The following is a 12,991-nucleotide window of genomic DNA, read 5'->3' as shown; positions in this document are numbered from 1 at the left end:
AAGCAGAATACCCACAACAGGAGGTTAAGATGCCAGGTCCAATCCGCAAGAATTTCGACTCCCCCGAGGAGACCCGGCCGTTTGAGGACGGCAAGGGCCAGCTCCAACTTGTGAACGTGGAAGGCGGCGCCGTCGGCCGGGCCACGTTCGAGGCGGGCTGGCGGTGGTCTGAGCACGTGAAACCGATCGCGAAAACGGACAGTTGCCAGGCTGCCCACATGGGCTACTTCATCTCCGGCCGGATGAAGGTGGTCATGGATGACGGCGAGGAGATTGAGTACGGCCCCGGCGATTTCGGCATCATCCCGCCCGGACATGATGCCTGGACGGTTGGCGATGAAGCCTGTGTAGTGATCGACTGGCAGGGGTTTGCTGACTACGCGAAGAGGTGAACAGCACCGTTTCGCTTCGGCGGCACCGTTTCGGTTAGGCGGCGCCGGGCGTGACATCATACGGAACATGGCCCAGAAAATTGCGTTCCAGGGTGAGCCCGGCGCCAACTCAGATATTGCCTGCAAGCAGATGTTCCCCCAGCTGGAGAGTGTTCCGTGCGCCAGCTTCGAGGACGCCTTCGAGCTGGTGTCCAGCGGCGAGACGGATCTGGCCATGATCCCGATCGAAAACTCCATTGCGGGCCGGGTGGCGGACATCCACCTGCTGCTGCCGCACTCGGGCCTGCAGATCGTGGGCGAGTTCTTCCTGCCCATCCACTTCGACCTGCTTGGCATCCCCGGCAGCACCATCGAGGGGGCCACCGAGGTCCACAGCCACATTCACGCCCTGGGCCAGTGCCGGAAGCTGATCCGCGAGGCCGGACTCAAACCCGTGATCGCCGGCGATACCGCAGGCTCGGCCCGCGAGGTGCGCGAGTGGAACGATCCCACCAAGCTGTCCCTCGCGCCGCCGCTGGCCGCCGAGCTCTATGGCCTTGAGGTCCTGGCATCAGCGGTCGAGGACGACCCCTCCAACACCACCCGCTTTGTGGTCCTGGCCCGGGAGACGGAACTTCCGGCCCGGGAAGCCCTGCCCGGACCGGCAGTCACCAGTTTCGTGTTCCGTGTGCGGAACGTCCCCTCCGCGCTCTACAAGGCCCTGGGCGGCTTCGCCACGAACGGCGTGAACATGACCCGGCTGGAAAGCTACATGGTGGGCAACGAGTTTGCCGCGACCATGTTCATGGTCGATGTAGAGGGGCACCCCGAGGACCTGTCGCTGAAGCTTGCCCTGGAGGAACTCGACTTCTTCACTACCGAGGTGTGGATTCTTGGCGTCTACCCGGGCGCCGAACACAGGACACAGCGGGCGGCGGGCTAACCCGCAGTTTTGCCCGGCGGCCTGTTCCGGACCTTCAGGACCTCCCGGACCAGGAGCCCTGCCAGCAGGGCCCAGAATGCCGCTCCGATGCCCATGAAGCTCAGCCCCGATGCGGCCACGAGGAAGGTCACCACGGCTCCCGTCCGTTCGCCCGGCTCTGCCAGCGCCGACGCGGCAGACCCGGCGAGTGTGCCCAGCAGGGCGAGCCCGGCGACGGCTTCCAGCACCCCCGGCGGGGCCGCGGCCACCACGGCGGCGAGCCCCGCGGAGAAGGCGCCCAGAAGCAGGTAAGCCAGCCCTGACACGAAGCCGGCCACCCAGCGCCGGCCGCGGTCCGCGCCTGCTTCCTCCCCGGCAGCCAGTGCGGCACTGAGCGCGGCAAGGTTGATGGCGTGGCCGCCGAACGGCGCCGCCAGCAGCGTGCCGGCACCGGTGACCAGCATGGAGGACCGCCACGGCGTCCGGTAACCGAAGGACCCCAGCACCGCCACTCCGGGAACGTTCTGGGATGCCATGGTAACGATGTACAGCGGCAGGGCGATCCCCGCCACTGCTCCCAGCGACCAGGCAGGAGTTGTCCACTGCATCGCCGGCAGCAGGCCGTCCGCCGGCACTGCCCGTCCTTCGACCACCAGCTGGACAACGATGCCGGCGAGTGCCATGGCCAGCGCGCCGGGCACAGACCAACGGGGCGCGAACCGGAACAGCACCAGCCAGCAGAGCAGGACCGGAACCACCAGCAGCGGAGCGGTCTGCAGCGCCTTCACCGGTGCAAGGCACAACGGCAGCAGAACTCCCGCCAGCATGGCTTGGGCCAGAGGTGTCGGGATGCTGCTGATGAGTCTGCCCAGGGGCCGGACCAGCCCCGTCACAGCGATGAGAACCCCGGTCACCAGGAAGGCGCCGACGGCGGCCGGCCACCCGCCGTCGGGCACTCCGGCGACGGCCAGCAGGGCCGCACCCGGTGTTGACCAGGCGAGGGTCACCGGAAGCCGGCTCTGCCGGGCAAGGATCACGACGCCGATGCCCACCGCCAGGCAGAGGGCCAGGAGACCGCTCGATGCCTGCTGCGGGTTCGCCCCTACTGCGCGGAGTCCGGAAAGAACCACGGCGAAGGTCGAAGTGAAGCCAACAAGCGCCGTCACGATTCCAGCCATGACCGGCCTGACCAGCCCCTCGGAGACCGGGGCAGCGGGGTCGCGGGATATTCGGGGGGATGACAGCGGCACGTGAGAGTACGTTACCGGAGACTGCCCTGCCGGCACCTTGTCATCGGGTCCGCGGCAATGCAGACTTTGGTGGACCACCTGTCCTGACTGCCAGGCCGAAGGAGTCCACAGTGAATCCGTTGCATGCGCTAGTTGACGCCATTGAACACTTCGACCGGCTGGACGGGGTGGCGTCCGCCCTCTCCACGGCCGTTGGAAAAGCCGTGCAGCCGCGGCCTGTCCGCAACACCCTCAGCGGCACATCCCTGGGCCACCCGCTGCATCCCGTCCTGACCGATTTCCCCATCGGCGCCTGGACCATGGCCACCGTACTGGACGCCGTGGGCGGGCCCGCCGCTGAGCCGGCCGCGGACATCCTGGTCGCCGTCGGGATAGCGACGGCCGTTCCAACCGCAGCGGCCGGCCTCAACGACTGGTCCGACACTCAGGGAAAGTCGCGCCGGGTGGGTCTGGTCCACGCCGTGGCCAACGGAACGGCACTTTGCCTGTTCTCGTCCTCGGCCGTGGCCAGGGCCACCGGCAGCCGGGCCGTCGGAAAAACACTGGGGCTGGCCGGCTTCGGGGTCCTGATGTTTGGCGGCTTCCTCGGCGGCCACCTTGTCTTCGGCAACACGGTCAACGTCAACAAGACGGCAGGCAGGACAGGCCCCAGGGACTGGACGCCCGTTCTGGCGGAGTCCGAATTGGCGGACGGGGAGCACCGGAAGGTGGACGCGGGCAAGGTCTCCGTGCTGCTGTACCGCTCCGGCTCCGGGATCCTGGCTCTGGACAGCGTGTGCAGCCACATGGGAGGTCCGCTCGAGAAGGGAACAATCGCGGACGGCTGCGTCACCTGCCCCTGGCACGGCAGCACGTTCCGGCTCGGGGACGGCCACATCGTCCGCGGGCCGGCAACCACTCCCCAGCCAAGCTACGAAGCCAGGGTGAACGACGGCCAGGTAGAGGTCCGCCGGCGCCGGTAAGCCCGCCGCAAAAAAATCTTCAGGCCTCCTGTCGATTTCCGCATGGCCCGTTCGACGGGATAGTAGACGGACGCACACGGCGTCCACGTCAAGGCAAGGAGAGAACCATGAAGTACATGTTCATCATGCGCGCCACGGACGAAGCCATCGAAGCGTCGAAGCAGGTTCCGTTCGAGGAGATCCTCAACCAGATGGGCGCCTACAACGAACAGCTCATCAAGGCCGGCGTCATGCTCGCCGGTGAGGGCCTGACTGATCTGTCGGAGGGCTCGGCCTTCGTGGTCGATTTCGCCGACGAACCGCCCGTGGTGACGGACGGCCCTTACGGCGAAACACACGAGCTGTTCAACGGCTTTTGGATTGTCCAGGTGGCTTCCAAGGAAGAGGCGAAGGAGTGGGCCAGCCGCTGCCCGCTGGGCCCGGGATCGAAGCTTGAGGTCCGCCGGATAGCTGAGGCCGACGACTTCGCCGACTTCGCGGACAACGAGTATGTCCAGAAGGAAGCAGTGTGGCGCCAGGAGCTGAACCAGCCCTGAGCCGGCTACTGACAACTGACGGAGCCTGCAGTGAGTGAAGGGGCAGTGAGCCAGGAGGCTGGGAGGCAAGACGCGGCGGCCGCGGTCCGGCGTCGTGTTGATGCCCTGTGGCGCATCGAGGGCGCACGCATTGTCGCGGCCCTCGCCCGTGCCACCCGGGATGTTGGCTTCGCCGAGGACCTGGCCCAGGAAGCCCTGGCGGAGGCTTTGGTCCAGTGGCCGGAATCCGGGACACCGTACAATCCTGCTGCCTGGCTCACCGCCGTCGCCAAGCGTAAGGCCATCGATGCGTGGCGCCGGTCCGCGCGGCTTGAGGAGCAGTACCGGGCCATGGCCCGGGACCTGGAGGACGACGACGGCGTAGCCTGGGTTCCGCTGGAGGACGACGTGCTCCGGCTCGTATTCACGGCCTGCCACTCGGTCCTCTCCCGGGAGGCCCAGATGGCGCTGACGCTGCGGGTGGTGGGCGGCCTCACCACCGAGGAGATCGCGCGGCTGTTCCTGGTTCCGGTCGCCACCGTGCAGCAGCGGATCGTGCGGGCCAAGAAAACGCTGGCGGCGGCCCGGGTGCCTTTCGAGGTTCCCGAGCCCAACGAGTGGGGAGCCCGGCTGGGAGCGGTCCTCGGCGTCGTCTATCTGATGTTCACGGAAGGGTACGCCGCCACCACGGGAGATGCCTGGATTCGGCCCGACCTGGCCCACGAGGCGCTGCGGGTGGGGCGCATCCTGGCCGGGCTGGTCCCCCGCGAACCCGAGGCCCACGGGCTGGTGGCCCTGATGGAGTTCCAGGCCTCCCGGTTCCCGGCCCGCACCACTCCCGACGGGTCTCCGGTCCTGCTGGCGGACCAGGACCGGACCCGGTGGGACCGGGCGCAGATCGGCCGGGGCCGTGCCGCCCTGCGCCGCTGCGACGCACTGGGACGGGGCCGCGGCAACTATGCGCTGCAGGCCGCCATTGCCGAATGCCACTCGCTGGCGCCAAGTGTCGACGACACCGACTGGCAGCGCATCGTGCTGCTCTATGAGGCGCTGGGCAGGATCGCGCCCAGCCCCGTGGTGGAACTGAACAGGGCCGTGGCGGTATCCATGGCCACCGGACCGGCGGCCGCGCTGGCCATCGTGGACGGGCTCGCCGCCGCCGGCGCGCTGCGCGGAACGCACCTGCTGCCCAGCGTCCGCGGTGAACTGCTGGTCCGGCTGGGACGATCCGGGGAGGCCCGCTCGGAGTTCACGACGGCGGCCAGGCTGGCCAGGAACCAGCGCACGCGGGAGCTTCTGGAGGAGCGCGCCGCCGGCATTTCCGGTTAGCCGGCATTTAGCCGCTGAACGTGACGTCCTTTGTTTCTGCCACGGCAGCCGTCCGGCCGGGCCCTGCGTGATATTTCCAGTAGAGGTTCGTGTGGGCTATGACCTGGTCCGGCGGAGGTGCACCCCATTCGCTCAGGTCCTCCGTGGTGTGGGCGTCGCTGACCAGCGTCACGTCGTAGCCGCGGACGAACGCCCCGTGGATGGTGGACCTGATGCATTCGTCCGTCTGGGCTCCGGCGACCATCAGCCGGCCCACCGCAGCGGCGGCCAGCACCTGCTCCAGGTCGGTGCCGTCGAAGGCGTCGCTGAATGACTTGTGGACCACCGGTTCCTGCTCGCGGCGGCCCAGCTCGGGCACGTACTCCCAGGCCTCGCTCCCCTTCTCCAGCCGGTCATCGGAATGCTGGACCCAGACGACCGGAACCCCGGCCTCGCGGGCCCGGTCCACCAGGGCGGCGATGTTGGACACGACGGCGTCCCGCTGGTGCGCTTCGGCCACCACCCCCTTCTGCATATCAAGCACCATCAGGGCGGTGTTGGGCCGGTCCCGCAGCGTGGTCATAGTGGTCTCAGCGTGGTCATAATGAGCTCCTTAGTGCCGGGCGGCTTCGTGCCCGGCGGGTTGCTGGGTCCCAGCCTAGGAGCCGCCACCGCCGTTGGGAACACCCGGAAGCTGGGAACACCGCGGCACATGGGCACCCACCCATTGCAGGCGGAGGGGGCGGGCGGAAGAATGGGCACTAGCGTGCTTTCTCGGCAGATCGGACCAAAAGCATGACCCGCATCCTGCTCATCGGCCCGCCCGGCTCAGGCAAAGGCACCCAGGCGCACCGGCTCAGCGGACAGCTGCACATTCCGGAGATCTCCACCGGCGACATGTTCCGCAGCCACCTGGCCAACGGCTCGGCCCTGGGCCGGGAAATCAAGGAATTCCTCGACGCCGGCAACCTCGTCCCGGACAATCTCACCACGGCAATGCTGCGGGAGCGGCTGCAGGAACGGGACGCGAGGAACGGCTTCCTGCTGGACGGCTACCCGCGCACCGTGAGCCAGATGGACGACCTCGACAGCATCCTGGACGCGGCCGGGACCAGGCTCGATGCCGTGGTGGAAATTACCGCACACGACGACGAGATCGTCCGGCGCCTGCTGCTCCGATCCGAGGCTGAGGGACGGAGCGATGATACCGAGGACGTCATTCGCCACCGGTTGGAGCTGTACCGGCAGGAAACGGAGCCCGTCATCGAACGGTACGGCCGGCGCGCCTTGCTGGTAAGCGTTGATGGCACGGCGGACATTGACGCCGTCACCATCAGCGCGCTGCAGGGCATTGAATCCGTCAGAGCTCAGTCCTAAAAACCTCGTCTGGGGGCAGCCGGGCCATCAACAGCCGGCTGCTCACCGCGCCTTCCACACATATCGCCGCTCGGGACGTCCGACGCCGTACTTGAGTGTCACGTCCACCAGCCCCGCGTCGTTGAGGTACTCGAGATAGCGCCGCGCGCTGACACGCGACGTCCCCACCTGCTCGGCCAGTTCCGCTGCCGACACGTCGGCGCCGCCGGCGCGCAGCGCCTTCTCCACCAGCTGGAGCGTCTCGGCGCTGCAGCCTTTCGGCAGCGGCCGGTCCGCGCGTTCCAGCCCAAAGACGCGGTTGACGTCCGACTGCTCAGCCACGTCCTTGGACGAGTCGAGGCTTTGGTAGGTGTTGCGGTAGTGCTCCAGCCGTTCCTGCAGGTCGGTCTGGGAAAACGGCTTGATGAGGTAGTGCACGATCCCGCCGCGGAGCGCCTTCCGCACGGTCTCCACCTCGCGCGCGGCACTGATCACCAGCACGTCCAGCTCAGGCGCCACGTCCCGCAGCTGGTGCATCAGGTCCAGGCCGTTGACGTCGGGCAGGTGGATGTCCAGCAGCACCAGGTCCGGCTGCAGCCGGGCCGTCTCCAGTACCGCCTGCGCTCCTGTGTGCGCCACCCCGACGACGGCGAATCCCGGCGTGCGCTGGATAAAGCCCGCGTGGACTTTGGCCACCATGAAGTCGTCGTCGACGATAAGTACGTTGATCAAGGCTGCCCCTCTTTAAGCATCAGCAGTTTTGCGCATCAGCAGTGCCGTGAATACCGCACCGTGGTCGTTCCGAACGATGAGCCGTCCGCCGCGGCGCTGGCAGACCACCCTGGCGAGCGCCAGGCCGTAGCCGCGGCCGCCGTCGGGCGAATTCTTGGTACTGAACCCCTGCCGGAAAATGTCGTCCATGACCTCTACCGGGACCCCCGGTCCCGAGTCCCGCACGTCAACCCGCACGCCGCCGTCGTTCTCTCCGATCAGTACCTCAACCTCCGCCTCGGAGGTGTTGGTGACGGCATCAAGAGCGTTATCCACCAGGTTGCCCACCACGGTGGTCAGGTCACGGGAGAGTTCCTCGTCAACCTTGCCCAGCCGCGAGTCCCCCGCGAGCTGCAGGGACACCCCGCGTTCGGCGGCGAGGCTGGACTTGGCAATGAGGAGCGCGGCGAGGGCAGGGTCCTCGATCCTGCTGGTCACGTCGTCGTTCAGCCGGGTCCGGTTCGACGTCGTGCCGTTGACGAACTGGACGACGGCGTCATACTCGCCAATCTGGATCAGTCCGGAGATCGTGTGAAGCTGGTTGGCGAACTCGTGGGCCTGCGCCCGGAGGGTGTCAGTGGCCGTCCGCGTTGTACCCAGCTCGCGTTCCAGGGAGGCCAGCTCCGTCCGGTCGCGCAGGGTGGTGACTGAGCCGATCACCCGTCCGTGCGAGCGCATCGGCATCCGGTTCAGCACCAGCAGCTTCTCCCCCACCAGGACCAGCCGGTCCGGGCCGGGCTGGTCTTCGGTGAGGACCTCGCGCAGCACCGGCTGCACCGCAAGGCTCCCGAGGTCCTTGCCCACGCAGTCGTGCGGGAGACCCAGCAGGCTCCGCGCACTGTCGTTGACCACCGTGATCCGCTGCTGGGGATCCAGCGCCACCACGCCTTCCTTGAGTCCGTGCAGCATCGCCTCCCGGTTCTCCACGAGGCCGGTGATCTCGTCCGGCTCCATGCCCAGCGTCTGGCGTTTGACGCGGCGGGCCAGCAGGAGCGAGCCGGCCACGCCCAGTACGCTTGCCACGCCCAGATAAGTCAGCAGGTTCGGGACCGCGTCACCCAGCCGCTCCAGCACCGACGGGTAGTTCCTGCCCACAACGGCAATTCCCACCATTTTCCCGGCGTCATCCAGCACCGGCACGTGCGCGGCGACGGCTTCCCCGGCTCCGGTTCCGACCACGCCGGTCCACGCCCGCCCGGACATTACCGCGCTGTCGCCCAGTTCCAGCTGGCTGCCCTCCTGGGACGGGTCCGACGACGTCACCACCGTCCGGTCGGCCCGGGCCAGCGCCACCTGGGAGGACCCCGAAATCGTCCGGACCGCCTCGGACACCGAAGGCAGCACGGAGTTGCCCTGGGGCTGGGCATCCGGCAGCAGGCTCCGGACGGCAGGGGTCGCCGCGAGCGTCTCCGCGGCAGAAAGGGCCCGGCGACCTTCGACGCGTTCAAAGGCTGCCGCCGACTGGGCCAGCGAGATCGCCACCACGGCCACCAGCACGGCCAGCACGATCAGGAGCTGCAGCCGAAGATACTGTCCCGCAAGGGACATTCCTCGCCGTCGAGTCATGTGCTGCTGTTCTTCCTGTGGGTCCGGTCTTCCAGTAGGTCCGGGGGTGCGCTGAACTATACCTGACACGCTACCCGGCAATTTCCCCGTCAGGGCGCCCAGTGGGACTCCGGAAACGTGAACGAAATGAACTTAACTTTCTCTGCTTACACAAGAGTGAGCCCGGTCACGTTGGGCCCTAGCATCGGAATCACCCCGATCAAACGGATCAAAAACGAGAAGAGGAAAAACATGCGCGGAATGAGCGCACTGCGCGTGGCCGCAGTAGCCGCAGGCATTGCCCTGATGGCGTCCGGCTGCGGAGCTACCGGCAAGACTGCGGCCGGCCCCTCCACGAGCGGAGCCAGTACCGCACCCCTTGCCGGGCTGCGGATCATGGTGCCGAATACCCCCGGCGGCGGCTACGACACCACCGCCCGTGCCGCGGCAAAGGTTCTCGAGGACGAGAAGCTGGCCACTAACCCCGAGGTCTTCAACCTCGCCGGCGCCGGCGGCACCGTGGGCCTGGCCCGCATCGTCAACGAAAAAGGCAACGGCGACCTGGCCATGCTCATGGGCCTTGGCGTCGTTGGCGCCAGCTACACCAACAAGTCCGAGTCAAAGCTGACCCAGACCACCCCGCTGGCCCGCCTCATCGAAGAGCCCGGCGCCATCATGGTCTCCAAGGACTCCCCCTACAAGACCATCGACGACCTTGTTACCGCTTGGAAGAAGGACCCGTCCAAGGTCAGCGTCGGCGGCGGCTCATCGGCGGGCGGCCCTGACCACCTCCTGCCCATGCAGCTCGCAGGTGCAGTGGGCATCGACGCCAAGAAGGTCAACTTCGTTTCCTACGACGGCGGCGGCGACCTGCTCCCGGCCATCATCGGCAACAAGCTGGGCTTCGCGGCTTCCGGCGCAGGCGAATACATCCAGCAGATCAAGTCCGGCGACATCCGCGTGCTGGCGACCAGCGGTGAAAAGCGACTTGAGGGTGTGGACGCCCCCACGCTCAAGGAATCCAACATCGATTTGGTCTTCACCAACTGGCGCGGCATCGTGGCCCCTCCCGGCGTCAGCGACGCCGACCGCGACGCCCTGATCGCCACCCTGGAGAAAATGCATGAGTCGGCCGCCTGGAAGGAAACGCTGAAGACGCGCGGCTGGACCGATGCCTTCATCACCGGCGATGAATTCAAGTCGTTCCTCACCGACCAGGACAAGCGCGTTGCCGATGTCCTGACGAAGCTCGGCCTGGCGTGACCTCATTGGCCTCCCGCCTTAAAGGCCGCTCCGAGCTGGGCGTCGCAGCCCTGCTCGGGGTGGCCGGCGCCATAGTCCTCGCCGACGCGTTGCGCCTGGTTGTGCCCTACTCCCAGTCAGACCCGGTGGGACCCAAGGCCCTGCCGATCGTGGTGGGTGGGCTCCTGCTCGTCTGCGCCGCAATGCTGGCAGTGAATGTCCTGCGCGGCGGCCGCGGCGAGGCCGAAGGCGGCGAGGACGTCGACCTGACCCACCCCGCCGACTGGAAGACCGTCCTACCGCTGGCCGGTGCGTTCATCGCCAACATCCTGCTGATCGACTGGGCCGGCTGGGTCATCTCCGGAACGGTGCTCTTCTGGGGCAGCGTCTGGGCGCTCGGAAGCCGCCACTATGTCCGTGACGGACTCATCTCCGTGGCCCTGGCGCTCCTGACCTTCTACGGCTTCTACCTCGGCCTGGGCATCGCCCTTCCTGCCGGGCTCCTTGAAGGGATTCTCTAGATGGACATCCTGTCCTCACTCATGGCCGGGTTCGCCACCGCGCTGACCCCCATGAACCTCCTGTATGCCCTGATCGGCGTTCTCCTCGGCACCGCCGTCGGCGTGCTGCCCGGCATTGGCCCGGCCATGACCGTGGCCCTGCTGCTTCCGGTGACGTCCGTCCTGGAGCCGACGAGTGCCTTCATCATGTTCGCCGGCATCTACTACGGCGGCATGTACGGCGGCTCGACGACCTCAATTCTGCTCAACACCCCCGGCGAATCGTCCTCGGTGATCACTGCGATCGAGGGCAACAAGATGGCCAAGGCCGGCAGGGCAGCCCAGGCGCTGGCGACGGCGGCCATCGGCTCGTTCATCGCCGGCACCATCGGCACCACCCTCCTGGTGGTCTTCGCGCCGATCGTGGTTAAGTTCGCCGTAAGCCTCGGCTCGCCGAGCTACTTCGCCATCATGGTCCTGGCCCTGCTGGCCGTTACCGCCGTCCTTGGTTCGTCCCGACTGCGTGGATTCGCGTCCCTGGGCCTGGGGCTGGCGGTCGGCCTCGTAGGCCTTGACATCGTTTCCGGCCAGGCCCGCCTCACCTTCGGCCTGCCGCTGCTGGCTGACGGCCTCGACGTCGTGGTGGTCGCAGTGGCGATCTTCGCGGTTGGTGAAGCCCTCTGGGTCGCGGCACACCTGCGCCGCACCCCGCTGCAGATCATCCCCGTGGGCACGCCATGGATGGGCAAGAAGGACTGGAAGCGGTCCTGGAAGCCGTGGCTGCGCGGCACTGCCTTCGGCTTCCCGTTCGGCGCACTGCCCGCGGGCGGCGCCGAGATCCCCACGTTCCTCTCCTACGTCACCGAGAAGCGGCTCTCCAAGCACCCCGAGGAGTTCGGCAAGGGCGCCATCGAAGGCGTTGCCGGACCGGAGGCTGCCAACAACGCCGCCGCCGCCGGTACCCTGACCCCCATGCTGGCCCTCGGCCTGCCGACCAACGCGACGGCGGCAGTCATGCTCGCCGCGTTCGTGCAGTTCGGCATCCAGCCGGGTCCGCTGCTGTTCGCAAACGAAGGCCCCCTGGTGTGGGCGCTGATCGCCAGCCTGTTCATCGGCAACTTCCTCCTGCTGCTGGTCAACCTGCCCCTGGCGCCCGTCTGGGCAAAGCTGCTCCGCCTGCCCCGCCCCTACCTCTATGCCGGCATCCTCTTCTTCGCCACGCTGGGCGCCTACTCGGTGAACCTGCAGGCGTTCGACCTGGTGATCCTGCTGGTCCTGGGCGCACTCGGCTTCATGATGCGCCGTTATGGGCTTCCCGTCCTGCCGCTCATCCTTGGCGTGATCCTCGGACCGCGTCTTGAAAAGCAGCTCCGTCAGACACTGCAGCTGAGCGCGGGCGACGTGTCCGGCCTCTGGAGCGAGCCGATCGCCGTCGTCGTCTACATCATCGTGGCCCTGGTCCTCCTCTGGCCCTTGGCGGCAAAGCTCTGGCGCCGCCTGCGGCCGCGCCCCGCCGGACTGGCCATGGCCGGTGGGCCTGCCGAGGAGCCGTCGGTTGAGGAACCCTCAGCCGGTTCCTATCTTTCACCCGCTGTGGAGGCACCTGCCGCTGTCCGCCCTGCGGCTGCCAACCACGCCAACCACGCCAACCACGCCAACCACGCCAACCACGCCAACCACGGACAGGAGAACCCGTGAGTATCATCGTCGGTTACGTCCCCACGGCCGAGGGGACCGCAGCCCTGGACCGGGCCATCACGGAGGCGCACAAGAGCCAAACGCGACTGGTCATCATCAATTCCTCCCGGGGAGACGCCATCGTGGACAAGAGGTACGCCCAGGCGGCCGACATCAACGAGGTGACAGAACGGCTGGACCACGAAGGGATAGAGCACCTGGTGCTTCAGCCGGTCCGGGGCAACGACGCGGCCAACGAGGTGCTGGACGCTGCGGAGAAGTACCGGGCCGAACTCATCGTGATCGGCCTCCGGAAACGGACCCCGGTAGGGAAGCTGATCATGGGCAGCACCGCCCAGCAGATTTTGCTGGAGGCATCGTGCCCGGTGCTGGCCGTCAAAGCGGGCGGCTGAGCCTTCGCCACTGAGCGGCTCCGCCCTCACGCCACCACTAACCACGCCGCGGGCCGGTGTCCGGTCCCGTCGGGTTCCGGGGCCCCCCCCCCGCGCCTTTTGGGGCCCCCCCCCCCCGCCGGTTTTGAAGACGGGGGTTTTTTTGTGAAAACACAAATG

The 12,991-nt window shown here is 67.4% G+C and carries 14 protein-coding genes; 10 read left to right on the top strand and 4 right to left on the bottom strand.

The genetic code is table 11. The annotated features are described in order from the left end of the window. Positions 1 to 29 precede the first annotated feature (29 nt). Complete coding sequence (locus tag ACFRAU_RS24895; RefSeq protein WP_377994777.1) at positions 30 to 392, top strand: cupin domain-containing protein; 363 nt, start codon at positions 30 to 32, stop codon at positions 390 to 392. 67 nt (positions 393 to 459) lie between these two features. Further along, the gene (locus ACFRAU_RS24890; protein ID WP_377994776.1) at positions 460 to 1,314 is read left to right on the top strand and encodes a prephenate dehydratase; all 855 of its coding nucleotides are present in this window, start codon (positions 460 to 462) and stop codon (positions 1,312 to 1,314) included. On the opposite strand, the gene ACFRAU_RS24885 is transcribed toward ACFRAU_RS24890, so the two are convergent. Beyond that, a complete protein-coding gene (locus tag ACFRAU_RS24885) occupies positions 1,311 to 2,543 on the bottom strand; it encodes a benzoate/H(+) symporter BenE family transporter (RefSeq protein ID WP_378001859.1) in 1,233 nt (410 codons plus the stop codon). The two genes, ACFRAU_RS24890 and ACFRAU_RS24885, sit on opposite strands and share 4 nt — an antisense overlap. Positions 2,544 to 2,653: 110 nt before the next feature. Here ACFRAU_RS24885 and ACFRAU_RS24880 point away from each other — a divergent pair, with 110 nt between their 5' ends. The 3 genes from ACFRAU_RS24880 to ACFRAU_RS24870 all read left to right on the top strand — a co-directional run bounded on the left by ACFRAU_RS24880 (position 2,654) and on the right by ACFRAU_RS24870 (position 5,349). After that, positions 2,654 to 3,505, top strand: coding sequence for a Rieske 2Fe-2S domain-containing protein (locus ACFRAU_RS24880; RefSeq protein WP_378001858.1), 852 nt, complete (start codon positions 2,654 to 2,656; stop codon positions 3,503 to 3,505). 107 nt (positions 3,506 to 3,612) lie between these two features. Beyond that, a complete protein-coding gene (locus ACFRAU_RS24875; protein ID WP_378001857.1) occupies positions 3,613 to 4,041 on the top strand; it encodes a YciI family protein in 429 nt (142 codons plus the stop codon). A gap of 30 nt (positions 4,042 to 4,071) precedes the next feature. Next, positions 4,072 to 5,349, top strand: coding sequence for an RNA polymerase sigma factor (locus ACFRAU_RS24870; RefSeq protein WP_378001856.1), 1,278 nt, complete (start codon positions 4,072 to 4,074; stop codon positions 5,347 to 5,349). Positions 5,350 to 5,356: 7 nt separating this feature from the next. On the opposite strand, the gene ACFRAU_RS24865 is transcribed toward ACFRAU_RS24870, so the two are convergent. Continuing rightward, on the bottom strand, positions 5,357 to 5,911 hold the full coding sequence (locus ACFRAU_RS24865) for a cysteine hydrolase family protein (RefSeq protein ID WP_378001855.1): 555 nt from the start codon (positions 5,909 to 5,911) through the stop codon (positions 5,357 to 5,359). A 212-nt stretch (positions 5,912 to 6,123) separates the two neighbouring features. On the opposite strand from ACFRAU_RS24865, the gene ACFRAU_RS24860 reads away from it, so the two are divergent. Then, positions 6,124 to 6,705 (top strand): adenylate kinase, encoded by a 582-nt coding sequence (locus ACFRAU_RS24860; protein ID WP_378001854.1) that lies wholly within the window; start codon positions 6,124 to 6,126, stop codon positions 6,703 to 6,705. Positions 6,706 to 6,747: 42 nt separating this feature from the next. Here the strand turns inward: ACFRAU_RS24860 and ACFRAU_RS24855 are convergent, their stop codons facing one another. Beyond that, positions 6,748 to 7,416: a response regulator gene (locus ACFRAU_RS24855; protein WP_378001853.1), complete on the bottom strand. Its 669-nt coding sequence runs from the start codon at positions 7,414 to 7,416 to the stop codon at positions 6,748 to 6,750. Between the two features lie 12 nt (positions 7,417 to 7,428). Next, on the bottom strand, positions 7,429 to 9,003 hold the full coding sequence (locus ACFRAU_RS24850; protein WP_378001869.1) for an ATP-binding protein: 1,575 nt from the start codon (positions 9,001 to 9,003) through the stop codon (positions 7,429 to 7,431). Between the two features lie 249 nt (positions 9,004 to 9,252). Here ACFRAU_RS24850 and ACFRAU_RS24845 point away from each other — a divergent pair, with 249 nt between their 5' ends. From ACFRAU_RS24845 to ACFRAU_RS24830, 4 genes are read left to right on the top strand one after another with little or no spacing between them, the layout of a single operon-like run. Next, positions 9,253 to 10,263 (top strand): Bug family tripartite tricarboxylate transporter substrate binding protein, encoded by a 1,011-nt coding sequence (locus ACFRAU_RS24845; RefSeq protein WP_377994769.1) that lies wholly within the window; start codon positions 9,253 to 9,255, stop codon positions 10,261 to 10,263. Beyond that, positions 10,260 to 10,763, top strand: coding sequence for a tripartite tricarboxylate transporter TctB family protein (locus tag ACFRAU_RS24840; RefSeq protein ID WP_378001852.1), 504 nt, complete (start codon positions 10,260 to 10,262; stop codon positions 10,761 to 10,763). Before ACFRAU_RS24845 ends, ACFRAU_RS24840 begins: the two co-directional genes overlap by 4 nt. Continuing rightward, positions 10,764 to 12,440: a tripartite tricarboxylate transporter permease gene (locus ACFRAU_RS24835; RefSeq protein WP_378001851.1), complete on the top strand. Its 1,677-nt coding sequence runs from the start codon at positions 10,764 to 10,766 to the stop codon at positions 12,438 to 12,440. After that, complete coding sequence (locus ACFRAU_RS24830; RefSeq protein ID WP_377994766.1) at positions 12,437 to 12,832, top strand: universal stress protein; 396 nt, start codon at positions 12,437 to 12,439, stop codon at positions 12,830 to 12,832. Before ACFRAU_RS24835 ends, ACFRAU_RS24830 begins: the two co-directional genes overlap by 4 nt. Positions 12,833 to 12,991: the final 159 nt, after the last annotated feature.

Source organism: Arthrobacter sp. NPDC056691, from assembly GCF_042791415.1.
GTDB lineage: Bacteria > Actinomycetota > Actinomycetes > Actinomycetales > Micrococcaceae > Arthrobacter.
This window is presented reverse-complemented; position numbering and strand designations above follow the sequence as displayed.

What these genes read in the sequence shown, in the direction of transcription:
- ACFRAU_RS24890 (WP_377994776.1), top strand. Translation starts at nt 460, where the DNA reads ATGGCCCAGAAAATTGCGTTCCAGGGTGAGCCCGGCGCCAACTCAGAT.
- ACFRAU_RS24875 (WP_378001857.1), top strand. Translation starts at nt 3,613, where the DNA reads ATGAAGTACATGTTCATCATGCGCGCCACGGACGAAGCCATCGAAGCG.
- ACFRAU_RS24865 (WP_378001855.1), bottom strand. Translation starts at nt 5,911, where the DNA reads ATGACCACGCTGCGGGACCGGCCCAACACCGCCCTGATGGTGCTTGAT.
- ACFRAU_RS24845 (WP_377994769.1), top strand. Translation starts at nt 9,253, where the DNA reads ATGCGCGGAATGAGCGCACTGCGCGTGGCCGCAGTAGCCGCAGGCATT.
- ACFRAU_RS24860 (WP_378001854.1), top strand. Translation starts at nt 6,124, where the DNA reads ATGACCCGCATCCTGCTCATCGGCCCGCCCGGCTCAGGCAAAGGCACC.
- ACFRAU_RS24850 (WP_378001869.1), bottom strand. Translation starts at nt 9,003, where the DNA reads ATGTCCCTTGCGGGACAGTATCTTCGGCTGCAGCTCCTGATCGTGCTG.
- ACFRAU_RS24895 (WP_377994777.1), top strand. Translation starts at nt 30, where the DNA reads ATGCCAGGTCCAATCCGCAAGAATTTCGACTCCCCCGAGGAGACCCGG.
- ACFRAU_RS24835 (WP_378001851.1), top strand. Translation starts at nt 10,764, where the DNA reads ATGGACATCCTGTCCTCACTCATGGCCGGGTTCGCCACCGCGCTGACC.